At 55.3% G+C, this 23,038-nt stretch carries 23 protein-coding genes; 9 read left to right on the forward strand and 14 right to left on the reverse strand.

Annotated features, from left to right (window positions below; all coding sequences use genetic code 11):
• The first annotated feature begins 97 nt into the window (after positions 1-97).
• Positions 98-847, forward strand: a complete 750-nt coding sequence (locus BJF95_RS02435) for an EAL domain-containing protein (protein WP_075637850.1) — start codon at positions 98-100, stop codon at positions 845-847.
• 23 nt (positions 848-870) lie between these two features.
• Here the strand turns inward: BJF95_RS02435 and trhO are convergent, their stop codons facing one another.
• From trhO to BJF95_RS02460, 5 genes are all read right to left on the reverse strand, one after another.
• Positions 871-1,815, reverse strand: coding sequence for an oxygen-dependent tRNA uridine(34) hydroxylase TrhO (gene trhO / locus BJF95_RS02440; protein WP_075637937.1), 945 nt, complete (start codon positions 1,813-1,815; stop codon positions 871-873).
• Between the two features lie 86 nt (positions 1,816-1,901).
• Positions 1,902-2,267, reverse strand: a complete 366-nt coding sequence (locus tag BJF95_RS02445; protein WP_075637851.1) for a VOC family protein — start codon at positions 2,265-2,267, stop codon at positions 1,902-1,904.
• A gap of 65 nt (positions 2,268-2,332) precedes the next feature.
• Entirely contained in the window at positions 2,333-3,043 is a 711-nt protein-coding gene (locus BJF95_RS02450) for a helix-turn-helix transcriptional regulator (protein WP_075637852.1), read from the reverse strand.
• A 7-nt stretch (positions 3,044-3,050) separates the two neighbouring features.
• Entirely contained in the window at positions 3,051-3,968 is a 918-nt protein-coding gene (locus tag BJF95_RS02455) for a CHAD domain-containing protein (RefSeq protein WP_075637853.1), read from the reverse strand.
• Complete coding sequence (locus BJF95_RS02460; RefSeq protein WP_075637854.1) at positions 3,946-4,440, reverse strand: CYTH domain-containing protein; 495 nt, start codon at positions 4,438-4,440, stop codon at positions 3,946-3,948. Before BJF95_RS02460 ends, BJF95_RS02455 begins: the two co-directional genes overlap by 23 nt.
• Positions 4,441-4,610: 170 nt before the next feature.
• Here BJF95_RS02460 and BJF95_RS02465 point away from each other — a divergent pair, with 170 nt between their 5' ends.
• From BJF95_RS02465 to BJF95_RS02480, 4 genes are all read left to right on the forward strand, one after another.
• Positions 4,611-5,249 carry a 2-dehydro-3-deoxy-phosphogluconate aldolase gene (locus tag BJF95_RS02465; RefSeq protein WP_075637855.1) on the forward strand — a complete coding sequence of 213 codons (639 nt, stop codon included), beginning with the start codon at positions 4,611-4,613 and terminating at the stop codon, positions 5,247-5,249.
• A gap of 94 nt (positions 5,250-5,343) precedes the next feature.
• On the forward strand, positions 5,344-6,048 hold the full coding sequence (locus tag BJF95_RS02470; protein WP_075637938.1) for a tellurite resistance TerB family protein: 705 nt from the start codon (positions 5,344-5,346) through the stop codon (positions 6,046-6,048).
• An 87-nt stretch (positions 6,049-6,135) separates the two neighbouring features.
• Entirely contained in the window at positions 6,136-6,831 is a 696-nt protein-coding gene (locus BJF95_RS02475) for a GNAT family N-acetyltransferase (protein ID WP_075637856.1), read from the forward strand.
• Complete coding sequence (locus tag BJF95_RS02480; RefSeq protein ID WP_075637857.1) at positions 6,828-7,040, forward strand: hypothetical protein; 213 nt, start codon at positions 6,828-6,830, stop codon at positions 7,038-7,040. Before BJF95_RS02475 ends, BJF95_RS02480 begins: the two co-directional genes overlap by 4 nt.
• On the opposite strand, the gene BJF95_RS02485 is transcribed toward BJF95_RS02480, so the two are convergent.
• The 3 genes from BJF95_RS02485 to BJF95_RS02495 form a co-directional block, all read right to left on the reverse strand.
• A complete protein-coding gene (locus BJF95_RS02485; RefSeq protein WP_075637858.1) occupies positions 7,022-8,062 on the reverse strand; it encodes a nickel/cobalt transporter in 1,041 nt (346 codons plus the stop codon). The genes BJF95_RS02480 and BJF95_RS02485 overlap by 19 nt on opposite strands.
• A gap of 98 nt (positions 8,063-8,160) precedes the next feature.
• The gene (locus BJF95_RS02490) at positions 8,161-8,808 is read right to left on the reverse strand and encodes a DUF1007 family protein (RefSeq protein ID WP_075637859.1); all 648 of its coding nucleotides are present in this window, start codon (positions 8,806-8,808) and stop codon (positions 8,161-8,163) included.
• 68 nt (positions 8,809-8,876) lie between these two features.
• Positions 8,877-9,803, reverse strand: coding sequence for a LysR family transcriptional regulator (locus tag BJF95_RS02495; RefSeq protein ID WP_075637860.1), 927 nt, complete (start codon positions 9,801-9,803; stop codon positions 8,877-8,879).
• Between the two features lie 566 nt (positions 9,804-10,369).
• Here BJF95_RS02495 and odc2 point away from each other — a divergent pair.
• Both odc2 and BJF95_RS02505 read left to right on the forward strand, forming a co-directional pair.
• A complete protein-coding gene (gene odc2 / locus BJF95_RS02500; protein WP_075637861.1) occupies positions 10,370-11,503 on the forward strand; it encodes an ornithine/lysine decarboxylase in 1,134 nt (377 codons plus the stop codon).
• Positions 11,504-11,578: 75 nt separating this feature from the next.
• The gene (locus BJF95_RS02505) at positions 11,579-12,169 is read left to right on the forward strand and encodes a GNAT family N-acetyltransferase (protein ID WP_075637862.1); all 591 of its coding nucleotides are present in this window, start codon (positions 11,579-11,581) and stop codon (positions 12,167-12,169) included.
• Positions 12,170-12,251: 82 nt separating this feature from the next.
• Here the strand turns inward: BJF95_RS02505 and BJF95_RS02510 are convergent, their stop codons facing one another.
• Both BJF95_RS02510 and BJF95_RS02515 read right to left on the reverse strand, forming a co-directional pair.
• Positions 12,252-13,601, reverse strand: coding sequence for a cytochrome-c peroxidase (locus tag BJF95_RS02510; RefSeq protein ID WP_075637863.1), 1,350 nt, complete (start codon positions 13,599-13,601; stop codon positions 12,252-12,254).
• Between the two features lie 23 nt (positions 13,602-13,624).
• Positions 13,625-15,271: a phospholipase C gene (locus BJF95_RS02515; protein ID WP_075637864.1), complete on the reverse strand. Its 1,647-nt coding sequence runs from the start codon at positions 15,269-15,271 to the stop codon at positions 13,625-13,627.
• 350 nt (positions 15,272-15,621) lie between these two features.
• On the opposite strand from BJF95_RS02515, the gene BJF95_RS02520 reads away from it, so the two are divergent.
• Together BJF95_RS02520 and BJF95_RS02525 are read left to right on the forward strand one after the other, a co-directional pair.
• Complete coding sequence (locus BJF95_RS02520; protein ID WP_075637865.1) at positions 15,622-16,314, forward strand: OmpW/AlkL family protein; 693 nt, start codon at positions 15,622-15,624, stop codon at positions 16,312-16,314.
• A 350-nt stretch (positions 16,315-16,664) separates the two neighbouring features.
• Entirely contained in the window at positions 16,665-17,903 is a 1,239-nt protein-coding gene (locus tag BJF95_RS02525) for an MFS transporter (protein WP_075637866.1), read from the forward strand.
• 57 nt (positions 17,904-17,960) lie between these two features.
• Here BJF95_RS02525 and BJF95_RS02530 read toward each other — a convergent pair whose 3' ends face one another.
• From BJF95_RS02530 to BJF95_RS02545, 4 genes are all read right to left on the reverse strand, one after another.
• On the reverse strand, positions 17,961-19,775 hold the full coding sequence (locus BJF95_RS02530; RefSeq protein WP_075637939.1) for a methyl-accepting chemotaxis protein: 1,815 nt from the start codon (positions 19,773-19,775) through the stop codon (positions 17,961-17,963).
• Positions 19,776-20,058: 283 nt separating this feature from the next.
• On the reverse strand, positions 20,059-21,045 hold the full coding sequence (locus tag BJF95_RS02535) for a WD40 repeat domain-containing protein (RefSeq protein WP_075637867.1): 987 nt from the start codon (positions 21,043-21,045) through the stop codon (positions 20,059-20,061).
• Positions 21,045-22,154: a CobW family GTP-binding protein gene (locus tag BJF95_RS02540; RefSeq protein WP_075637868.1), complete on the reverse strand. Its 1,110-nt coding sequence runs from the start codon at positions 22,152-22,154 to the stop codon at positions 21,045-21,047. The genes BJF95_RS02535 and BJF95_RS02540 overlap by 1 nt, the downstream gene beginning before the upstream one ends.
• A 69-nt stretch (positions 22,155-22,223) precedes the next feature.
• The gene (locus BJF95_RS02545) at positions 22,224-23,024 is read right to left on the reverse strand and encodes a creatininase family protein (RefSeq protein ID WP_075637869.1); all 801 of its coding nucleotides are present in this window, start codon (positions 23,022-23,024) and stop codon (positions 22,224-22,226) included.
• Positions 23,025-23,038 lie beyond the last annotated feature (14 nt).

Here is a 23,038-nt window from a genome sequence, read left to right on the forward strand (position 1 = left end):
TATGTAAAGGCGTATTGCCTTCAATATTCGTAGCCTTTGAAATGATTTTTTCAGTATTTTCGCATAGGCTTTCTCTTGTTTCAGGCGGGACCGTTCTATGAGAGCATGCGCAGGTTGTCGGGATGGCGCAGGTTTTGCCACGCCCTTTTCTATGGCATTTCAGCCGATCGTTGATCTGCGCGATGGCGATGTTTTTGCCTATGAAGCCTTGGTTCGGGGCACAGATGGCGCAAGTGCGGCCGATATCCTCGCCACTGTGACGATGGAAAATCGCTATGCCTTTGATCAAGGCTGCCGGGTGAAAGCCTTGGAATTGGCGGCTTCTGGATTGCCGAAGCAATCAAAGGCCAAACTTTCGATCAATTTCATGCCCAATGCCGTCTATGAGCCGCGTGCCTGCATTCGCTCGACATTGGAAACCGCCGAGCGCGTCGGCTTTCCACTGGATCGTATTTTGTTTGAGTTTACCGAGAGTGAGCAGATTGATACGGACCATTTGCTCAAAATTCTAACCGCCTATCGCGCTATGGGTTTCAAGACAGCGATTGATGATTTTGGCGCAGGCTATGCGGGCTTAACGCTGCTTGCAAAATTTCAGCCAGACATTGTCAAGCTGGATATGGATCTGGTGCGCGGGATTGATCAAAGCCGCGACAAGCGAATTGTGCTGCGCCACACGCTGGCCATGCTGCGTGAATTTGAAATTTTACCGCTGTGTGAAGGGGTGGAGACCAGCGAAGAGCTGGCCGTGCTCAAAGACATGGGTGTGCATCATATTCAGGGCTATCTGCTGGCCCGCCCGGCCTTTGAGCGTTTTGAGCTGCCCAATATGGCAGCCGTGGCCTGAACGCCACGGCTTGGTCTTTGATATTAGCTGCCGATATGCTTTTCGCCACGCTCTTTTGCCAAGGCAATCTGCTTTTGGCGCTGGCGATAGCGATCACGGTCTGCTTGTGTGCGGGTCTCATAGCAATTGGGGCAGGAAACGCCGGGCTCATAATGGGGCGAGGCGAGGTCTTCCTGCGTAATCGGATGGCGGCAGGCGTGGCAGAGCAGATGGTTGCCTTCCTTCAAGCCGTGGGTGACCGAGACGCGCTCGTCAAACACAAAGCAGGCCCCATCCCATAGGCTTTCTTCTTCCGGCACGTTTTCCAGATATTTCAAAATGCCTCCCTTGAGGTGGTAAACATCCTCAAAGCCCTGCTGCTTCATAAACGCGGTTGCCTTTTCGCAGCGAATGCCGCCGGTGCAATACATGGCAATCTTCGGCTTGTTGTGCAGGCCGGGATTGTTTTTCACCCAATCGGGAAACTCGCGAAACGTTTTGGTGTTGGGGTCAACCGCACCGCGGAAAATGCCAATCGCCGTTTCATAATCGTTGCGGGTGTCGATCAGAATGGTATCCGGATCAGAAATCAGCTCGTTCCAATCCTTCGGGTCCACATAGGTGCCGACGATTTTGTTGGGGTCGATATCCTCGACACCCATGGTGACGATCTCTTTTTTCAGCTTCACTTTCATGCGCAGGAACGGCATTTTGGATGCCCGGCTTTCCTTGTGCTCAAGATTGGCAAATTCCGGCTGGGCGCGCAAGAATGCCAGCATGGCGGCAATGCCCGCATCGGTGCCCGCCACCGTGCCATTAATGCCCTCACGGGCAATCAGCAGCGTGCCCATGATGCCTTGCGCCTTGCACAGCGCAAGCAGAGGTTCACGGAAACTTTCGAACCGTGGGAAGGCGGCAAAATGATAGAGTGCGGCTACGCAAAAGGTGCCGCCCTCTTCATGGCGTGGGATTTGAAGATCATCTGTCATGATCTGCGAAATACTGCCTCTTTCGCTCAGAATCAATTGATTTTAGCGTGCCGACGTTGCTTTGAGTTTTGTCAAGTCGATCGTGATCAGGCAGGCGGGGTGAAAACCCGGATCCGGTGGCCGTCCAGATCGACGGCCAGAAAGGTGCGGCCAAACTCGGCATCGGTCGGGGACTGGAGAATGGAAACATCCAACGCTTTCCAACTTGCATGGAGGGCGTCCACTTCGGCTGCTGCTGGTGCACGAATGGCAATTTCACAGCCGCCGCCGGTCACTGTTGCCGCGGGCTCCACCGTGTGGCGCGACCACAGGCCAAACACCAGACCGCTTGGCAAAACAAACATCGCAAAAGTGGGTGAGAGTTCGACCGGCGCGAGATTGAAGAGCTTTTGATAAAATGCAGCGCTGGCTTCTGGGCTGTTGACGTAGAGAATGGTCATTGTCGGTGTCATGGTATCTCTCCTTGGTTGACGCCCAAGGTGTAACCCACACTCCTGCCAAAAACTGGCAGGAGTGTTTAGAAGAGCCGCTCTGGTATTGCATTCTCCAAACGCCATTGTTTCAAAAGTGCCGCCCGTCGCTTGGGGCTGCGGCTCTCCAGCATGTCACATTGCAGAATGCGGTCCGTGCGAAAATGGCGAAAGCTTTGTCGCAAGCAGCACCAAGCCATCAGCACCCGCGCGCCCTCAAAGAAACTGAGCGCAAAGGGCCAGATCTCTCGCAGAGTTTGCATGCCGCTGCCATCTTGATAGGAAATGCGCAAAACCCGCTCCAGACGGATGGCTTCGCGCAAATCGGCAAGCGGGACTGGTTGTTGTGTGGGTGCCGCATTTTTGCCAATAATACTGGGGCCAACAATCATCGCGGTGTCTTGCAAGGCTTGCCGCAAATCCTGTGGCAGAACGGCGGTGATTTTTGCCAGGGCATCGCGGGCCGCATGGGCCAATTGGTCGTCCGTGCGTTGGGCAACGAAGCGCGAGCCAAGCACCAGTGCCTCGATTTCATCCCGGCTGAACATCAAGGGCGGCAGCATATAGCCCGGGCGCAACACATAGCCGAGGCCCGGCTCACCTTCAATATCAGCGCCTTGCGCCTGCAAGCTGGCAATATCACGATACAGCGTGCGGATGGAAATGCCCAATTCATCGGCCAGCGTCTGGCCACGCACCGGCTGGCGGTAACGACGTAAGACCTGCAAAAGGGTGAGAAGACGTTCAGAGCGGCTCATCGGGCAGTCATTCCGTTACAGCGGCTTCATCCACTCTCAAGCGCCAAAGCTGAGCGATAATCACAGGTTCCAGCCCTATGTCATCGCCAAACAGGGCCTTGGCCGCAACCAGCGCCTCCTCGCGCAGGGCTTGCTGTCTGCGGATAATCAGGCCCAGCAGATGCGAAAGGGTTTCGGCGCTGTCAAAGCGTGCCGCCTGAGCATCAATGGCCGCGGACAGCATGGCAAGATCGTTTTCATGGCCGAGCACATCAGCCAGTTGTTTGGCACTTTGGCGTTTGAGCGCAAACGCGCTGGGCCACAGGTCGCGCAGCAACGACAGATACATCCAATAGGTCTGCGTGGCTTTTCGCAAGGTATGAAAGCTTTCCGGTTCAAAGCCCTCTTCGCAGGCCAAAATGGCATGGTGCGCTTTTGCCAGCAGCTTCTTCCATGCTTTTTGCACAATGCGGGCGGCTTTTGCGCGGCGAAGGGGAATGTCGGTGGAATTCAACAGATCGGCCGCGTCGCGGCATGCGGTGGCAGCATTCTGAAGTGTCTGATCGGCGCTGTCTGTGCTTTCACCTTTTTGGGTATCGAGCATCGATAAGGCCTGATGCAAAGCCTGCTGTTCATCCGCATTGTCCGCAAAGGATTGCAGATAATGCAGGGATTCGATCAGGGCGGATGCATCGCGCAAGGTTGCAAGGTGCCTGGCAATATCGCGCAGGCGGATGTTTTCACGTCTGCGCAGATCAGGTGACGCAGCGGCAATCAGGCGATAAAGCGCTCGGGCGCGTTTCAGCCGCCGCCTTGCCCGGTGCACGGCATCATCAACGCCATTGACGGGATTTTCCAAGTGAGAGGCTGCTGCCATCAACTGTTCGATCAGGATGGCTTTGGCGCTGATGATCAGCCCATCTTCAGGCCTTAGCTGATAGGTCATTGCGCCTTGCCGCCTTGGGAGCCGACATGGCCAACCATTGGTTGGAATAGCGCTTGTCGCCTGTCACTTCCTTGCCAATCCATGGCGGCAGGGCCGGGTCGTCGCTGGCATCTTCCAGCTCAACTTCAGCCACAATAAGACCTGCGTGGGCCCCTTCGAACACATCAACTTCCCAGAGATAGCCGCCGTATTCCACATTATAGCGGGTTTTCTCAATCACGCGGCCAAGCGCCTTTTCGATCATTTCCTGCGCATCTTGCATGGAAATGTCATATTCAAATTCATCACGGGTCAGGCCGACATGGCCGATTTTGATGGTGAGCGTGGCAGAGCGGTCGTTTTTGATGCGCACACGCACGGACCTGTCGGTTTCCGACAGGATATAGCCTTGAACAAGGCGTGAGGATTGGCTGACATGTTTGCGCCAGACATCGCTGCGAACCAGAAATTTGCGTTCAATTTCCTTGGCCATGACGACTTTCTTCTCGCTTCCCTAATCTTACTCTATAGAATTGCACTCTGTTGGCAATAGTTCCCTTCTGCCACGCCGGTTTGTTCAAGCGGGTGTGCGCATTTGCCTCGACACAAGAGGCCTATCGCGCTAATCAGGGGAGAATTCAATCGTTTGAAGGGTGAAATCCTATGGCTACGAAGACGGATAAACTGCTGGCTGTTCTCAAGCTTCAGCCGGTTGTGCCGGTGTTGATCATTGACGATGTGGTGCATGCGGTGCCGCTGGCCAAAGCGCTGGTGGCCGGTGGTCTCAAGGCTATTGAAATCACCATGCGCACATCTGCCGCTCTCGAAGCCGTCAAGCGTGTGGCTGGCGAAGTGGAAGGTGCGGTTGTGGGTGCGGGCACTATTCTCAATGCGGCCCATTATGAAGCCGCTGTTGCTGCCGGTTCGCAGTTTATCGTCAGCCCCGGCACCACGGCTGAAGTTTTGGCCGCAGCTGCCGCATCCGACATTCCGCTTTTGCCCGGTGCTGCGACCGCCAGCGAAGTGATGAACTTGCGCGAAAAAGGCTATGAAGTATTGAAATTCTTCCCGGCCGAACAGGCGGGTGGTGCGGCCTATCTGAAATCCCTGTCCTCGCCTTTGGCTGGCACGCTGTTTTGCCCAACGGGCGGTATTTCGCTCAAAAACGCCATGGATTACCTCAGCCTGCCCAACGTGGTCTGCGTTGGCGGCTCCTGGGTTGCGCCGAAGGATCTGGTGGCGGCTGGCGATTGGGCTGGTATCACCAAGCTCGCATCTGAGGCTTGCGCGCTGAAAGGTTAAAGCCGTATTTTGCTAAAAAGTGACGCCCGCACCTTGGGAGAGGCTGCGGGCGTTCCTATGTCTTGGGTCAAGTACAATGGCCGAGGAGACAATGATGTTGGACGCAAAAAAGCTGCTGGAGCAGTTCTTGGGATCAAAAGTTCCGGGGCTTGGTGGCTCAGTTGGCGGAAAAGGACGCGACGCCGTTAATATGGCCAAGGCCAATCCATGGAAGACCGGCGCATTGGCCTCGGTGCTGCTGGGCACCAAAACCGGACGCTCGCTGGCCGGTGGAGCCTTGAAGCTCGGCGGTTTGGCGCTGATTGCCGGTTTGGGCTATCAGGCCTATCGCAGCTATAAAAGCGGCCAGGCACCTGAGAATATTCCATCACTGCCCGAGCTGCCTGCACCGCCTGCAGGCTCGGCGTTCAACACAGATACCGGCTTGAGCAATGATTTTGCCCTGACCCTGATCAAAGCGATGATTGCCGCTGCCAAGGCTGATGGCCATATTGACGCTGATGAGCGCGCCAACATTATGCAAAAGCTGCATGTGGAGGAGCTTGGAGCCGAGGCAGAAGCCTTTATTGCGCAGGAGTTGGAAAACCCGACCGATCTTGACGCGCTGGTCAATGCGGCACGCAGCGAAGAGCAAAAGGTTGAGCTTTATACCGCTTCACGCCTGACGATTGAGCCTGACACACGGGCAGAGCGCGGTTATCTCGACCTTCTGGCCGGGCGGTTGGGTCTCGCTGATGGGCTGGTGGATCACATCGAGGCGACCGTTAAAGCGGCCAAAGTGGGCCAACTGGCTGAATAGAATTTCGCGGGTGCTGCGCGCGAATTTCCTTTGCCTTCGCGCCCGCGCTGTCCTACTCCTCTATCATTCTATCGAGAGGATGTGTTCATGCAGGATCTGCGCAATTACAAGGTTCCGGCCCCCGCTCCCGTGACGCTGGCCGGGCGTTTCGTGGTGATTGAGCCCTTTGCGCGAGATCAGCATGTGCAGGCCCTCTGGGACGGCTTGGGCGGCGATCAGGGCGTGAACGCTTTGATCCGCTATTTTCCCAATGAGGATTTCAAGGGTGTTGAAGACTTTGGCGATTGGCTGGAAGGTGCCAATGCCAGCGGCAGTCTGATCACTCATGTTTTTCGCGCCAAAGCCGATGACACGATTGTCGGCATGGCAAGCCTGATGCGGCCTGATCCGAAAAACGGCGTGGTGGAAGTGGGATCTGTGGCCCACGGCCCGGCCATGAAGCGCTCGCCTTTGTCAACAGAAGTGCATTATCTGTTGGCACGCCACGTGTTTGAAGATCTCGGCTATCGCCGCTATGAGTGGAAGTGCCACAATGACAATACCCCAAGCAAGATCACGGCTGCCCGCTATGGCTTTACCTTTGAAGGGGTTTTTCGCCAGCATATGATTTCCAAAGGCGTAAACCGCGATACAGCGTGGTTTTCGATGATTGATGGGGAGTGGCCGGTGCTGAAAGCCGCCTTTGAGGCCTGGCTTGATCCGCAGAATTTTGACGAGAATGGTGCGCAAAAACAGCGGCTGGAAGATCTTCGGGCAGCGCTCAGCGCAAAGGGTGCCCAATGACGCCCAAGGATAAAAAATCGGCTGTTGCTGCGGGCATTATTATTCTCGGCTTTGGCTTTGCGATGTATTTTTTGCCAAAACTGGTGCTGTGGATTGGCGCGTTTTCGCCGCTTTTGGCAACCGCAATTGGCTCGTTGATCCTGCTGTCCTTCTTCATGATCTTTTGGTTGCGCGCGCGCTACCAGCGGCGTCACAAGGACGACATGTGATAGCCTTGCAAGGATGCGGCCAAAAGCAGACTGCCAATCAGAATGACAAACAAGGCACCGCCAAGCTCAATGGCCACGCCAACCCGATGCCCTGCTTTGGAGCCGGGACCGGCAATGCGCACGGCAAGGCCCTTGGCGCTGACCGCAATGATGGCAAGCGCTGACACGGTGATGGCCGTGCCTGCCGACATGGCAAAAACCGAGAGAATGCCGCCGAGATAAAGGCTGTTGAGCATCGAAAAGGTCATCACCAGCAAGGCACCGGAGCAAGGGCGAAGGCCCACGGCCATAATCGCCGACCACGCTTCTTTCAAGTTGAAGTTCTCGGCGCTGACCATGCTGGGGTCTGGCAGATGGCTGCGGCCACAATCTGTGCAAATCTCGCCAGTGCGCAGCGATGTATGGTCATGATCTAATGCTTGCGCCTGAAAGCGCAAGCCGGTTTTTTCACTTCCAACGGTCGAAAATGCCGTGGCATCGCCAAACAGGCTGGCGGTTGCAGAACCAGATACTGAAACTGTTTCCATACGCGGCTTTTGCCATATCTCGCGCAGCTTTCGAAACAGCAACCAAAGGCCAAACAGCACCACCAGTGCGAAACTGGCGGTTTCCATGGTGTTGGTGGCTTGCGTGAGCGTAATGCCGCTGCCGCGCAGGCTGAGAAAAATAACGCCAACCGTGACGATGGCGACAGTGCCTTGCAGCAGCGATGAGATAATGGAGATGCTGATGCCGCGTTTCAGCTCCAGCTCATTGGCAATCATGTAAGATGAAATCACCGCCTTGCCATGGCCCGGACCTGCGGCATGAAACACACCATAGGCAAAGGATAGGCCAATCAGCGTCCACAGGGCATGGGTATCTTCACGCATATCGCGAAGGGCGGCTGTGAGCGTGCGGTAAAACTCTTCCTGATGAATGTTGATCCACAGCATGACGGGTGCCAAGGGGCCGTTCATCTGGAAGGATGGCTCGGATGTGCCAATGCCAAGCGGTGATCCGGCATGCGCGAAAGCGGGCATAAGGATGAGTGCCAGGCTCAGGAAGGGAAGATATTTTAATGGAGAAGTTTGTGGTTTACCCCCCTCGCTCCGTCGCCCAATCATATCAAACCCAAACCTCAGCATGCCAAATCAAGCCTTGTTGCGTATAATTTGCCCATATCGGTGCCGGTGGGATCGTTGAAAAAGGCTTCCGTCAGGCTGGCTTGATTTTGCTTGATCACATCATTGGGGTTTGGACGCACCACGGTGTGCTTGCATTTTTTAAAGCCGTCGCCGGTTGCCACCAGATCGCTGTCGTTTTTGAAATCAATGGCCGTGTAGAGGGTTGGGTCATGCACACCAAAGCTTAAGTTCCCCTTGATGGGAATGGGCTTTTCCGGCTTGGTGATGAAATAGACCAGCAAGCGGTTGTTTTTGTAATCGGCGTTGAACACCTGCGGCTTGGCCGCCTTGATGGTGGCACCGCTGGCCGTGATGAAGGTGAAATAGCCATAATCGCCCAAGGATGAGCGGATGGTGTTGGCGATATCGTGCAGCTCGCTGGCATCGAGCTTCAAATCGGCGTTCTTGTCAAAATCCATCAACACGCTTGAGGAGAACACTTCATCGAATCGCCAGGTGTTGCGCAGTTCCTTGACGGTATTGTCGGGGCCAGCCACCACCTCCAGCTTCGCATCGACAAACACATGCGGGTGGGCGAAAGCAGACGAGGCGCTGAAACACAGCAGGCCAGTGACGAGGAGTTTTTGAATGGTGTGCATCATCTCATTTTCAATGGCGCTGGTTTGCCTGTCTATGGTTCAGCAATCGGACGGAAATGGGGCACTTCGGATCACGAACCCGTGCCGCTGGCTCCGGGCGTGCAGGGGCCGTTGCGCTTGAACCAGTTGTGCATGAAATCCACCAGCGCGCGCACCTTGGCAGGCAAATAGCGCCGGTGGGGGTAAACGGCATAAATGCCACGGCCCGTGGGCATGTATTCTTCAAACAGGGAGATCAATGCGCCGCTTTCAATATGCGAGCGCGCCACAAAATCCGGCAGCATGGCAGCACCCAGGCCAGCCAGCGCACCGCGCAAGGTGGTTTGTGGGCTGTTGACCACCAGCGGGCCAGAGATATTGACCGTGAAGGCATCTCCCGTTGGCCCCTGCAGGCGAATGCTGTTGTGGCTGCGGCTGTTGGTGTCAATCAGCATGGGGATATTGGCAAGATCTTGCGGATGATTAAGCGGGCCATATTTTTCCAAAAGCTTTGGGCTTGCACAGGCATAGATTTTGAAATCGGCCAGCTTGCGGGCAATCATGCCCGAATCATCCAGCTTGGTCACGCGGATGCCAAGATCGAACCCTTCCTCGATCAAATCGACGAATCGGTCTTCGGCGGCGATTTCGATGGAAAGATCGGGATGCTCCAGTGCAAAATCAATCAAGGATTGGCCAACTTCGGCATCGGTGAAGCTGCGCGGCACGGTAATGCGAATCTTGCCGCGAATGTCGGCATTGTTCTCGCGCACCAGATCGGCGAGGTTATCGATCTCTTTCAAAATGTCGGCAGCAGAGCGAAAATAGGTGTGTCCGGCCTCTGTCATGGAAAATTGCCGGGTGGTGCGGTTGAGCAAAAGCGCGCCCAATTCATCTTCCAACTCGCGAACATATTTGGATAACAAGGCTTTAGAGCGCCCGGTCTTGCGGGCCGCCGCTGAAAACCCCTCGGCTTCAACAACATCAATAAACGCACGAATACGGGTGAGGGTGTCCAAAGGGCTATCTCCAAATCAATGCGCAACGGGTGAACAATAGCGCGTTATCGTTCAACTTTCACGCCCCAAAAAAACCGGCAATAAAAAAATCTGCGGGCTTGCAAAAAACGCTTGATTATGACGGCGTGTTTTCATACATCCCTCCTTGCCCAAAGTCGCACGTGCCTGTGGGTGTCCGCCGACCCTCGATGTGGTGAGGAATCGGTAAGGTACCTGGAACTAACCCCTCCAGTCGCTATCTCGGCCAACTGAGAAATGCGAGGACATCTTGAAGCAACGACGGTGCGGGCCTTTCTAGTCTCTTCCGGCTTTCCATCAGCCGGATTAACTGTAGAGGCACACCATCATTGCCGGAAGTGCGGTAGGGACCACCCTCCAATCCATGGCAGACAAAGCGGATAACATGCTCTCAGGCAAGAGGGCGTTTATCCACCGTTCCGCGTTCAATCGCTGACACGTCGCCAGTGTCTCCACCAACTGGCACCGTGAGAGCAGTTGTCGCACTTTGTCCATCTGGCGCTGTTATACAGCACCGGTAACCTTTGGAATATGGAAGGGATCAGCCGATGACCACCGCTCGCATCCGTGACTTCATCAACACCCACCGTCCAGAAGGCCCTTGCCTTGTTGTGGACCTTGATGTCGTGCGTGACAATTTCGGCGCATTCCGTCATGCGCTGCCCGATAGCGCCATTTATTATGCTGTGAAGGCCAATCCAGCCCCTGAAGTGCTGTCTTTGCTGGCATCGCTCGGCTCCAACTTCGATTGCGCCTCCGTGGCTGAAATCGAAATGGCGCTGGCCGCTGGCGCTACGCCTTCACGCATTTCTTTTGGCAACACCATCAAGAAAGAACGGGATGTGGCCCGTGCGCATGCGCTCGGCATCAACCTGTTTGCTGTCGATTGCCATGAAGAAGTGGAAAAGATTGCCCGCTCCGCTCCCGGTGCTCGCGTATTCTGCCGCGTTCTGACCGATGGTGAAGGCGCTGAATGGCCTTTGAGCCGCAAGTTTGGCTGTGTGCCGCAGATGGCTGTTGACGTTCTGGTCTATGCTCACCAGCAGGGTCTGGAATCTTTTGGGGTTTCCTTCCACGTTGGTTCGCAGATGACCAAGGTCGATGCCTGGGATGCCGCTCTTGGCGATGCCAAGCGCGTGTTCGCGCAGCTGGCCAAGCAGGGCATTACGCTCAAGATGGTCAACATGGGTGGCGGTTTCCCAACCAAGTACCTGCGCGACATTCCATCGGCAGAAGCCTATGGTCAGGCCATCAATGCATCTTTGAAGAAGCATTTCGGCAACAACATTCCGCAGACCATCATTGAACCCGGTCGTGGCATGGTGGGCAATGCTGGTGTGATCAAGGCTGAAGTGGTTCTGATCTCCAAGAAGTCCGACAACGATGCGCACCGCTGGGTGTTTCTCGACATCGGCAAGTTTGGTGGCCTGGCGGAAACCATGGATGAAGCCATCCGTTACCCCATCCGCACAGAGCGCGATGGCGACGAGATGGAGCCTTGCGTATTGGCAGGTCCAACATGCGACAGCGCAGATGTTCTGTACGAGAAGAACATGTATCCGCTGCCTTTGTCGCTGACCATTGGCGATGAAGTGTTGATTGAAGGCACGGGTGCTTACACCACGACCTATTCAGCGGTCGCATTTAACGGCTTTGATCCGTTGAAGGCCTATATTATCTGATCCAAACCGTGCCGGTCTGATCCCGGCACGGAAAAACAACAAAATATTGGAAACTCCCTTGGATAGGAGGTCACTATGGCCGCTGTTCTGAATGCCGTGCGCGCTTTTTTTGCGCAGCCAACCTTTAAAATCGACGCAGAGAACGCAGCCGATGTTGTGGCGCGCGAAACGCTGCTGGATCGCGTCATGGGCGCAGATCGCACCAAAAAGTCGTCGGAAAAAATCCGCCGTGGTCGCATTCCTGCGGAAGGTTTGGCGCTGGTGGCACGTGATCGCAAAGGCCACGTGATTGGCACTGTGCGTCTGTGGAATATTGAAGCGGGCGTCAATGCTGAAGGCCACATCGTGGATGCGCTGTTGCTTGGCCCCTTGGCAGTCGATTGCGCCCATGAAGGCAAAGGCATTGGCTCCGCCTTGATGCGGGCGGCGCTGATGGAAGCCAAAAACCGTGGCCATGGTGCGGTGCTTTTGGTGGGCGATGCGCCTTACTATGAGCGGTTTGGCTTTTTTGCCACCAAAACCGCGCATCTGGTGATGCCCGGTCCTTTTGCCCGTGATCGGTTTTTGGCGCTGGAGCTCGTTCCCGGCTGGCTGGATGGGGCGGCTGGCATGATCACAGCGTCTGGGCGCCGGTTGACACAGCCTTCGATGCGTAAGGCGGCATAAAGTTTGCGATAAAGCGGTCCGATGATAGGCGGATCATCGGCCCAAAAAAGCCCCTCCCGGCAACGGTGAGGGGCTTTTTGTTTTACGGCTTTTTCTCATCCCAGCCGTCGGTGAGCGTTTTCAAAAAGGCCACAATGTCGTTGATTTCAGCCTCGTTGAGGGCTGGCTCCTGGCCGGGTTTGCGATCCATGGGCGCATCAATCACGTCAATATTGGCTTTGTCGCTGTCGGGCATATCGTTGAACTTGTCGACGGTTCCATCCGGCTTTTTGGGATAAATGCGGCCCGGATTGGTGTCGCGGATGACGTAAAAGCGGGTGGCATCTTCCAGTGTGGTGTAGACGCCATTGTGGAAATAGACCTTGCGGGTTGCGACATTGCGCAAGGTGGGGGTTTTGAACAGGCCACAATTTTGTGGCTGTTTGGAAAATTCGTCCTTGCGAAAGGGTCCACAAATGCCACGATCGAAAAATGTCGGATCAGCATTGGCAGGAATGGCGGGGTTGCGCGGCACGCCGAGCGCTTCATATTCGTAATCGGTAAAATTGGGCATCTGGCCATCGCCGGTCATCTTGTCCAGATGACAGGAGGCGCAATTGCCTTTCTTGGGATCATCAAACAGTTCCAGCCCGCGGGCTTCTTGCGGGCTCAGTACCGCCTTGCCGCGTAAGTAAGCGTCGTATTTGCTGGAATAGGGATGGAAATCGACATCTTCCACCTGATAGCGCGCCAGAGCAAAGCCAACTTCTGAAAGGGCCATGGATGGATCGTCCAGCACCTGCTTGCCAAACAACGCTTCAAGGCGCGCACCATAGGTGGTTTTGATTTTGCGATAGAGATCGGCCTCATCGCGATTGGCCATCTCGAAAGGCGACAGCAGCGGGCCAAGGGCCTGTTCTTGCAGGCTATCGACCCGGCCATCCCAAAACATACCGCCCTGCGGCACGGCATTGTCGGCGCTGGCCACCGCCTTCACCACAGGTTGCCCAGCAACAGGACCACCAGCCGGTGCGCTCTGGTTGGCCAGTGCCACGCCAGAGGCTTCGGCCATGGGTGCGGCCTCGGCCGCTTCTTCGGCAGAGTTTTCCGGGCCAACGGAAAAAGAAGGCGTTGCCATTTTATAGGCAAGGCTTGGCGGCGGGCGAAAGCCCGGCTGATGGAGATGCGGGCCGCCAAACTGAACGGCCAGGGCATTGGCAGGGGAATAATGGTTGGCTGGATCATGACAGCTGGCACAGGACATGGTGCCGCTGCCGGAAAGGGATTGATCGTAAAAAATGGCCTTGCCAAGCTTTGCCAAAGCGCTCAGTGGCGCGGCTTGAGGGGCTGCTGCTTCATCGTTTTGTGCGGCAATGCCAAGGCCAACCCCCGCGAGGCAAAGCCCCGCGAGTGCCAACAGCGTCAGGCCGGACGTTTTATAAGTCTCTATCATGCACCCGGTCCCGTTTGAGAAAATCAACCTTTGAGGCCGGTTTTGGGGTCAAGGATCAAAGTGTCGGTGCGTGCCTTGGACCAATCGAACATATTGTTCAAAGAGCCTGCAACGGCATCAAATGAGCCACCGCCCAGACGTTGGCCGCCCATCCAGTTGTCTTCGATAAAGCGCATGACGGAGGTTTGATCGGTCACGGTATGATCGACAAAATTCTGCTTGGCATAAGGTGAAATCACCAGCAGTGGCTGGCGTGTGCCATAACCACAACGACCTTCCGCAGGCAGACCATCCACACCCGGCATGGGCGTGCCGGTGCCGCAGGCAGCACCGTTCAACACATCATAGCCTTTGACCGGAATGTTGGAAGGATTGATGACGTGGTGGGCGTGATCATACCAGCCATCCGAATCGTCATAGAGAATGATAACCGCCGTATTGTTCCAATCTTTCGACTGTTGCAGCTTGTTGATGACATTTGCCACAAATTCCTGCTCGTCCAGCGGGTCGGAATAGCCGGCATGGCCATCCTGATAGGCAGGCGCTTTAAGGAAGCTGACCGCTGGCATGGTACCGTTTTTCAGCACGGCATAGAAATCATTGATATCATACTGGTGGTTGGCTCCGCCATCATGGCTGGTGCCAATCATATCCACCGAACTGGGGCGAATATGCTGCGGATTGGCGGTCGAGGGATAGTATTGAAACGGCTGGTGGTGGGGGATGTAATCGACCTGATCGACCTTGGTAATGGCCGATGTGGTTGAGCGCTTGCAGGCGGTGGTGCCGTTGGGGTTCTTGACGGTGAGATCAAAACCGCCCTCGAAAAAGCCCCAGGTGATCCCCTTGTCATTGAGCAGATCGCCAATGTTGCGACCGGTCATCAGCGCGGTCTTGCCTTCGGAACAGATGTCGCCGGTGGGATCAAGATCGCTGATCAGCGTCCAGTTGCCATTGCCATCGGGCACAATACGGCCTTTGGAATAGGTGCCATCCTTTTCCAGCGTGTAGCCGGGCGGCAGGCTGATGCCGTTGGTCTGGCCGGAGACCAGATTGATGGCACCCGGTGTCGAGGGGCCAAAATTGGTCGAAAACGAATGGTCGTTGAGGGCAAAATGCTGGGCATAGTTCCAGAAGGCTGTGACAGTGTTGCCATCATAATAGCCCATCACTTGGCCCTTGGTGCCAAAAGCTCCCGCCGCACCCTTGGTGCCACGTCCGGTGTTGGCCGGGAAGAGATCCATGGCAAAATTGTTGTAGGCGGCCTGTTCAGCCGTGTAGCCGTGGTTTTGTGAATTGGTGGCGGCCTGTGTGCGATCAAGCCGGAAAGGGGCAGCCGCATCGGCCCCGTTGGCCGCATTGGTCTTGTTTGGGTTGCTATCCAAAAGGCCAGCATTGGCCAGCGTATCAATATCCTTTGGCGTGTCTTTGGCGGCCGCAAAGGCGGGCTCACCTTCGATATTGGACGCTTTGGGGTAGGTGGCAAAATAATGATCAAACGACACGTTCTCCTGGAAAATCACCACGAGATGTTTGATGGGCGTTGCCGTGTTGACCATTGGTTCGGCGGCAAAGCCAGGCGTGGCCAGAGAGAATGGGCCAAGACAGAGTGATGCCGACAGAAATGCTGTGGCCGCGCGCAGAGCCGTGCGGCGTGAGTGAGGTGCCATGGTGGTTTCCCTTTTTGAAACGTCCAGTTTGGTGGACAGGATGCGGCTGGATCTGGCGCTGACGCTAGGTCTGGTTTTTATCAGTTCCATGACAGTCTGATCGGGCGGAACGTTCCTGATGCCCTTTGCTCATCACAAGTGGTTGATCCTGTGCACGGCAGGCGACGGATTTGACGCTTGTCAAATGAACTGATGCAAAGCAGCAACAGGCGGGCGGCTGATGCTTGCCTTCCTTCGGAGAAGCGTAAAATATTGATTTATCTCAAGGGAAAGAGTGCTCCGGTTGTGAATAGTCCTGCCATGACGCGGCGGGGGACCCTGTCGCCTATTCGACAATCAGGAGAGACGATATGTCATTGAACCGGACTTTGAGCCTGACGGCAGTTGCCTTTGCAGCCTTGGCTTGCGCGGCCCCTATTGTGTCGGCGGCTGATCTTGCACCAGTGACAAAGGCCCCGGAAGCTGAATCGGCTTTGACACCCCATAGCCCTTGGCAAATCCGCGCCCGTGCGCTGGGTGTGGTCACCAGAAACAACGGCAAGGTTGACGGCATTGCTGGCTCTGGCTTGTCGTCCAGCGATAGTGTGACACCAGAATTGGACTTCAGCTATTACTTCACCGACAATATTGCCGCAGAACTGATTCTGGGCACAACCTCGTCGCGGATTGATGGCAAGGGTTCGATTGCAGGTCTTGGCAATATTGGCAAAACATGGCTTCTGCCGCCAACACTGACCTTGCAATATCATTTCACCGATCTTGGTGCATTCAAGCCCTACGTTGGTGCCGGCATCAACTACACTGTGTTCTACAATCAGTCTGCCCGTGGTGCTGCCACGGATCTCGACGTGAAAAACACCTTTGGTGCGGCCTTGCAGGTCGGTTTCGACTATATGATCGACCAGCATTGGGGTTTGAACTTCGACGTCAAGAAACTTTACTTGCGGCCCGATTTTGAAGCCACAGTGGGCGGTGCCCGCGTCAAGGGATCTGCCAAGCTCGATCCATGGCTGATCGGCACAGGTGTGACCTATCGCTTCTAATCAAACTATTCTGTTTATCCATACCAGCACCCTCGTCGTTTTCGGCGAGGGTTTTTTGCGTGATGAACGTGGTGTTTTCTTCAACACTCCGTGTTCAGCCGCAAATTTCTGCCCCGAATCCGCTTCAGTCACGAAAGGTTTATTGTGTGCGCCTTGAACCATTTCGGGCAAGCGCAATTATAAATCGGGTAAGCGCATTGTTGCGAATTCTGGTGCATGCCACCAGAAAACAGCGCAGCAATACAGTCAGACGCAGAGAACATTGGCCACACGGCTCGTTCGCTCGCGCCGCTAGGGAACGGTGTCGTGGCGCAGCCCCTCTTCGTTCCTTTCTTGATGGAGGAGGCCATATGTCTGTTCTTGCAGATCTTCGCGGATTAACACCCCAGCAACGCAACACCATCATCGCCAGCTATCTTGGCTGGACCCTTGATGCCTTTGATTTTTTCATTCTTGTTTTTGTTCTCAAGGACATTGCCAAGGAATTCAACACCGATGTCTCGGCGGTGTCCTTGGCGGTGTTTCTCACGCTCGCCATGCGACCGCTCGGGGCCTTGCTGTTTGGGCTTGCGGCGGAGAAATTTGGTCGGCGCAACACTTTGATGGTTGATGTTTTGCTCTACTCGCTGTTTGAGCTGCTATCCGGCTTTTCAACCGGGCTGACCATGCTGATTGTCTTGCGCATGCTCTATGGCATTGCCATGGGCGGCGAGTGGGGCGTGGGAGCCTCGCTGACCATGGAGACCATTCCTGAGCGTACACGCGGTATTGTCTCGGGCCTGTTGCAGGCGGGCTATCCCAGCGGCTATCTGCTGGCCTCGCTGGTCTTCTTCTTTCTCTATCCGCTGATTGGCTGGCGGGGCATGTTCTTCGTGGGCGTGGCACCTGCACTGTTGGTGCTCTATATTCGTCGCAATGTCGAGGAATCGCCTGCCTTTCTTGCCAGCCGAAACCGTGTGCGGCAGCCTTTCATGGCGGTGTTGAAAGGCAATATGAAGCTGTTCATCTGGGCAGTGGTGCTGATGACCGCCTTCAATTTTCTCAGCCACGGCACGCAGGATATCTATCCGACATTTCTAGAGGTTCAGCGCAATTACTCGGCCCATACTGTGGGTGCTATCGCCATGTTCTACAATGTCGGGGCCATCCTTGGCGGGCTGTTTTTTGGCGCACTTTCGCAAAAAATCGGGCGGCGCAAAGGCATTGTGATTGCGGCGCTGCTGGTTCTTCCCGTCGCCCCTTTGTGGGTCTATGCGTCAACGCCCATCCTGCTGGCGATCGGAGCCTTTCTTGTGCAGTTTTTTGTGCAAGGGGCTTGGGGTATCATTCCAGCTCATCTCAACGAGCTGTCGCCGGATGAAGTGCGCAGCACCTTTCCGGGCTTTATCTACCAGCTCGGCAATCTGCTGGCATCGGGCAATGCCACGCTGCAGGCAACGCTAGCCCAACACTGGAACGGCGATTACGCCCTTGCTCTTTTGGTTGTGGCCGTGATTGTTGCCGTGGCGGTGGCTGTTCTTGCCGGATTCGGCTATGAGCGCAAAGGCGTTGATTTTGAAGCGGGTGACAGTGGCGCAAGACCTGCCTGATCTGAACATGCACAAAGGCCAGAACATCTGTTCTGGCCTTTGTGCTGAAGACGATTGTCATGCCGCCCGGTGATGGCTTGGCGGCTGATGTTTTTCACTGCCTGGCAATTGAAACCGGTTGATCAGCACGGTCAGCGTCACCGCGCCATCGGCAATGGTCTGGCTTATCGCATTGGTTTCTTCGACCATGGCGGCATTTTGCTGGGTCATCTGGTCCAGACTGTGAACAGAGCTGCTGATTTGTTGAAGGCCACTGGCCTGTTCTTCAGCAACACTCGACATTCTGTCAACATTCTCATCAATCTGGGCCACAAACTGGCCAATTTGCTCAAGTGCGCTGCCCGTTGCCCCCACCAGCTGCACGCCGGTGGCAACTTCCTGGCCGGAGCGCTCAATCAGCCCCTTGATTTGCCGGGCGGCACCTGCCGAACGCTGCGCCAGTTCGCGCACTTCCTGCGCCACCACGGCAAAGCCTTTTCCGGCTTCCCCGGCGCGGGCCGCCTCAACACCGGCGTTGAGGGCCAAAAGATTGGTTTGAAAGGCAATCTCGTCAATCACGCTGATGATGGAGCCGATTTCCGAGGATGCCGCTTCGATCCGTTCCATGGCTGTGACAGCGTCTTTGACCACGCCGCTTGATGCTGTTGCCGACTGGCGGGCTTCCTTGACCAGATTGCGGGTCTCGCGGGTGCGGTTGACCGAGGTGGCGACGGTGGATGCCACCTGCTCCAAGGCTGCTGCGGTTTGTTCAAGGGCTGCCGCCTGTTGCTCGGTGCGCCGGGCGAGATTGTCAGAGGCATCGCGCATTTCACGGCTGTTGGTTTGCAAATGCACGGTTTCTGTCTGAACTTTCTCAAGCGTTGCTCGGAAAATAGCGATGGTCTTGTTAAAATCGGTGCGCAATCCCTCGAAACGCGGGTCAAATGGGTTGTCGATGGTCATGCGCATGTTGCAATCCGCAAGGCAATTCAGACCAGCGCCCAATTCCTCGACCACAGACCGCAACGTATCGGCCTCAACCATGCGCTCATGCTCGCGCACGCGGCGTTGTTCATTGGCGGCTGCCCGCGAGAGTTCTGCGTCCTCTTCCATCTGGCGTTTTTCCAGACCTGCATTGCGAAAAACGGCGAGGGCCTTGGCAATATCACCAATTTCGTCATGGCGGTTGAGATACGGCGGCTCTTTTTGCAAATCGCCCATGGCCATTGTTGTCATGGCCGTGGTGATGCTGCGCAATGGCCGAAGCGCACGGCGGCGAACAAACAACAGAGAGCCGAGAGACAGCAAAATGAGCGCGCCACCCAGCGCATAGCTCATGGTCTCCAGTCTTTTGGATACGTCTGCCGCTTCGCTTTCTTTTTGCTTGCCATAAGCATCGCCCATGGCAACCAGCTCGTTCACAGCCGTCTCATGAACGTGAAACGCTATTTTAAGCGGGGTTATGACCGTGGATACATCGCGACCGGCAAGAGTGTGCAGATCAATACCATCGAGGATAGCCCAAAAGGCATCGCCTTTCACCAGCACATCTGATTGCAGCTTTTGCTTTATACTGTCAGGCAGGGTCGATGTTTTCCAGTATTCACGACGTTCTTGATATTGGCCGCGCAATACACTCAGGCGTTCAACATTATGGGCCACTGTATCAGGATGCAGTGCTGCTTCGCTCACCAGAGAATAGGCCTCAACCACATAGAGCGGCGGCGGCAAAATATCGGCAATCAGGTCTTTGCTATCAACGATCTGATTGTAGACGGGACCATTGACCTTCAAATGCTGAAGAGTTCTCATATCCATTGTCAGAGCAAGAACAATACCGAGTGCCAAGAGAATGCCGCTGGCTGTGACTGCTGATGAAATACTGAACTTCAAGGTCGTGTCCCTTACCGATGGTCGAAAATCTGGCCACGTCATCGCGCTTCAGGCTCTTTGCATTGCGACGACTGTTTAATATAAGATGATTTGAATGCAAGTGGTTGTATCTTTTCTGGATATCTATACTTGCGTATACAACTCGCTTCGTTATTTTCCAGAACGCGACACAAAAACGTTATTATAACTCAGGTTTATTTTTTATTAAATTCGAAATAAGTTGTTATTTGCATAGAAAAAAACCAGAGCGAGAGCTCTGGTTTTTGTGTCACTTGCATCAAGTTTAACTGCTGATGTCTATCACACCGCAATCACCTGCCTCAGAGGCAAAGCAGAGCATTTTGCCGCTGGCGCTCCAGCCCATGCTGGTGATGGCACCCTTGCCGGGGCGGCGCAAAAGCGCTTCTTTGCCATCGGCGAGGCGCACAGCCAAAATCATGCCATCGATAAAGCCGATGGCCAGCACCTCTTCGGCCGGATGAAAGGCCACTTGCGTCACCATGATATTGGCACGCGTGCCCAGCTCTTGCGGTGCCTTGCCCATCGGGCCATCTTTACCGGCAAAGGGCCAGACAATGGCGGCAGGCGCGCCAGACGATGCAAGCCATTTGCCTTTGGCCGTCCAGGAGGTGGATTTGACCTTGGCGGGATAACCGGTCATGCGCATGTGGCGCGTATCGGTGCCAGCACCATCCAGTTTCCAGCCATGCAACGCATTTTCCTGCATGGAGGTGACGACAAAGCGGTTGTCGGGTGAAAAGCTGACGCCGGTGTGAGCGCCTTTCCATTCCAGATCCAGCGGCTTGCTCTCTGCTCCGACAAAGCGAAGGGTGACGCCATTGTAGCGCGAGATTGCAAGACGAAGACCCTTGGGCGCAAAGGCCAGACCTTCGACACTGCGCTCTTCCTGATATTCATGCACCACGCCACTGGCCAGGCGCACAAAGGCCGACTTGCCATGGGCATAAGCCACAGCACCTTGCGGACCTGCCGCCAGCACCGAAATCCACTTGCGCGGCACATGGGCCAGTTCTGTTGTGGTGCCATCATGGGCGATGCGCAACACCTTGCCGTCTTCACCGCCGGTGATCAGGGTCTGGTTATGGTCATCCTTGATGGCCACCAACAGGCCAGCATGAACGTCTGTGATCTTCTCACCACCATCGAGACGGTGAAGCGCGCCAGCAGCCGTGGCGAAAACGGGAATATCCCCAAGGAAGGCCGCGAATAAAACGTGGCCTTCCAGATCAAGCGGAGCAACTGTTGGCATCAGGCGGTTGCCTCACAAGCCTTAAAGCTGTTTTCCAGCTTTTCGCGATCAAGATCGCGACCAATGAACACAAGGCGGCTTTCGTGCTTTTCGCCGTCTTTCCAGGGACGCTGGTGATCACCTTCGATAATCATGTGCACACCCTGCACCACGTAGCGCTCAGCATCTCCCTTGAAGGCAATAATGCCTTTGAGGCGCAAAATTTTCGGACCATCGGTCTGTGTGACCTTCTGAATCCATGGGAAGAACCGCTCTGGATTCATTTCGCCACCGCGCAGGGAAACGGATGTCACTGTCACATCATGGATGGCAGATGGGGCGTGGCCATGCCCATGCCCGTGGTCATGGTGATGATGATCATGTCCATGGTCGTGATGATGGTGGTCATGATCATGGTGGTCGTGGCCGTGATCATGATCGCAATCTGGGCCACACACATGGTCCGGGTCATCGTGATCAAGGAAATGCGGATCATTTTCCAAAGCACGCTCAAGGTTGAACGCACCCTGGTTGAGCACTTTGGAAAGATCAACGCCGGAGCGGGTGGTGGTGTAGATCCGAGCCGATGGATTGATGGCGCGCACAATGTCTTCAATCTGGTGCAACTCGTCATGGGTGACGAGATCGGCCTTGTTGACGACAACCACATCGGCAAAGGCGATCTGGTCTTCGGCTTCGCGGCTGTCTTTCAGGCGCAAAGGCAGATGCTTGGCATCCACCAGGGCAATTACGGCATCCAGCTCGGTCTTGGTGCGCACATCATCATCCATGAAGAAGGTCTGTGCGACAGGAACCGGATCGGCAAGGCCGGTGGTCTCCACAATAATCCCGTCAAAACGGCCAGGGCGGCGCATCAGGCCTTCGACAACGCGGATCAAATCGCCGCGCACGGTGCAGCAGACGCAGCCATTGTTCATTTCATAGATTTCTTCGTCTGATTCGACGATCAGATCATTATCAATGCCGATTTCGCCAAATTCATTGACGATGACGGCATATTTCTTGCCATGGCTCTCGGTCAAAATCCGGTTCAACAGCGTGGTTTTGCCCGAGCCAAGATAGCCGGTCAGCACGGTGACGGGTGTGGGTTTTACGGCAGCTTCGCTCATTCGAACCTCGATAGATGATAGGGGCAGGGGTGCCCAATTGTTATGGTGTTACCTCATATAGGGGCTGTTTCATGTCAGTTCAAAGGCTTTCTCAATATTGAAGCTGTCGATATCGTGAAGCAGTTCCACAAGACCCTGAATGGCATGCGAAAGCAGCGCTTCGCCTTTTTCAGCGGTGGCAGCGCTTGCATTGCCCGCAACGCCGAGAGGATTGAGGTCTGACATTTTCCAGCCAAAGGCATGCGGACCATAGGCGCGCAGATGCTTGAAGCGCTCAGTAAAGGTGGATTGTTGTGAGGAAAAATTCTCTGCCTTGTTCATGGCAACCAGATCGGGCCGCAGTGCCAGCATCACGGAGGTTTCAATATCACCACCATGAATGTCGATGGCCTTGTCTTTGGGATCAATCCAGCCAGCGGGCTGACCAAAGCGGGTCCAGCTGGTGGCCACCGCCAGCATGTTGAAGCGCACACGGGCTTCGGTGGCAATAATGGTCATCAGCGGCGCATTGCCCCCATGGGCATTGAGCATGAGAAATTTGCGGATGCCCATGGCGTGCAGGCGCTCAGTAATGCCGAGCCAGCGGGTGATGGCCTGTTGATAGGTCAGGGTTTTGGTGCCCGCCACGTCCATATGTTCGATGGAATAGCCAATCGGTTCAACGGGCAGAAATGTCACGGGCAATGTGTCCGGTAATGCCTTGATCAGGCGTTCAACCACGCCTTGGGCGATAATCGTGTCGGTTTCAAACGGCAGGTGCGGCCCGTGTTGCTCATGGGCTCCGAGAGGCAAAACGGCGATCCAATGGGCGCGATCCGATGGCGTGAGATCAGGATCGTTCATTTCAAAGCGCGGGTTGGGGCTAAGCATCTGGTTTCCCGGTC

It is taken from the genome of Rhizobium oryziradicis (assembly GCF_001939045.1).
In the GTDB taxonomy this organism is placed as follows: domain Bacteria; phylum Pseudomonadota; class Alphaproteobacteria; order Rhizobiales; family Rhizobiaceae; genus Allorhizobium; species Allorhizobium oryziradicis.

Excerpts from the sequence above, each read along its gene's own strand:
- BJF95_RS02435 (WP_075637850.1), top strand. The coding sequence starts at position 98 with ATGAGAGCATGCGCAGGTTGTCGGGATGGCGCAGGTTTTGCCACGCCC.
- trhO (WP_075637937.1), bottom strand. The coding sequence starts at position 1,815 with ATGACAGATGATCTTCAAATCCCACGCCATGAAGAGGGCGGCACCTTT.
- BJF95_RS02445 (WP_075637851.1), bottom strand. The coding sequence starts at position 2,267 with ATGACACCGACAATGACCATTCTCTACGTCAACAGCCCAGAAGCCAGC.
- BJF95_RS02450 (WP_075637852.1), bottom strand. The coding sequence starts at position 3,043 with ATGAGCCGCTCTGAACGTCTTCTCACCCTTTTGCAGGTCTTACGTCGT.
- BJF95_RS02455 (WP_075637853.1), bottom strand. The coding sequence starts at position 3,968 with ATGACCTATCAGCTAAGGCCTGAAGATGGGCTGATCATCAGCGCCAAA.
- BJF95_RS02460 (WP_075637854.1), bottom strand. The coding sequence starts at position 4,440 with ATGGCCAAGGAAATTGAACGCAAATTTCTGGTTCGCAGCGATGTCTGG.
- BJF95_RS02465 (WP_075637855.1), top strand. The coding sequence starts at position 4,611 with ATGGCTACGAAGACGGATAAACTGCTGGCTGTTCTCAAGCTTCAGCCG.
- BJF95_RS02470 (WP_075637938.1), top strand. The coding sequence starts at position 5,344 with ATGTTGGACGCAAAAAAGCTGCTGGAGCAGTTCTTGGGATCAAAAGTT.
- BJF95_RS02475 (WP_075637856.1), top strand. The coding sequence starts at position 6,136 with ATGCAGGATCTGCGCAATTACAAGGTTCCGGCCCCCGCTCCCGTGACG.
- BJF95_RS02480 (WP_075637857.1), top strand. The coding sequence starts at position 6,828 with ATGACGCCCAAGGATAAAAAATCGGCTGTTGCTGCGGGCATTATTATT.
- BJF95_RS02485 (WP_075637858.1), bottom strand. The coding sequence starts at position 8,062 with ATGCCCGCTTTCGCGCATGCCGGATCACCGCTTGGCATTGGCACATCC.
- BJF95_RS02490 (WP_075637859.1), bottom strand. The coding sequence starts at position 8,808 with ATGATGCACACCATTCAAAAACTCCTCGTCACTGGCCTGCTGTGTTTC.
- odc2 (WP_075637861.1), top strand. The coding sequence starts at position 10,370 with ATGACCACCGCTCGCATCCGTGACTTCATCAACACCCACCGTCCAGAA.
- BJF95_RS02505 (WP_075637862.1), top strand. The coding sequence starts at position 11,579 with ATGGCCGCTGTTCTGAATGCCGTGCGCGCTTTTTTTGCGCAGCCAACC.
- BJF95_RS02510 (WP_075637863.1), bottom strand. The coding sequence starts at position 13,601 with ATGATAGAGACTTATAAAACGTCCGGCCTGACGCTGTTGGCACTCGCG.
- BJF95_RS02515 (WP_075637864.1), bottom strand. The coding sequence starts at position 15,271 with ATGGCACCTCACTCACGCCGCACGGCTCTGCGCGCGGCCACAGCATTT.
- BJF95_RS02520 (WP_075637865.1), top strand. The coding sequence starts at position 15,622 with ATGTCATTGAACCGGACTTTGAGCCTGACGGCAGTTGCCTTTGCAGCC.
- BJF95_RS02525 (WP_075637866.1), top strand. The coding sequence starts at position 16,665 with ATGTCTGTTCTTGCAGATCTTCGCGGATTAACACCCCAGCAACGCAAC.
- BJF95_RS02535 (WP_075637867.1), bottom strand. The coding sequence starts at position 21,045 with ATGCCAACAGTTGCTCCGCTTGATCTGGAAGGCCACGTTTTATTCGCG.
- BJF95_RS02540 (WP_075637868.1), bottom strand. The coding sequence starts at position 22,154 with ATGAGCGAAGCTGCCGTAAAACCCACACCCGTCACCGTGCTGACCGGC.
- BJF95_RS02545 (WP_075637869.1), bottom strand. The coding sequence starts at position 23,024 with ATGCTTAGCCCCAACCCGCGCTTTGAAATGAACGATCCTGATCTCACG.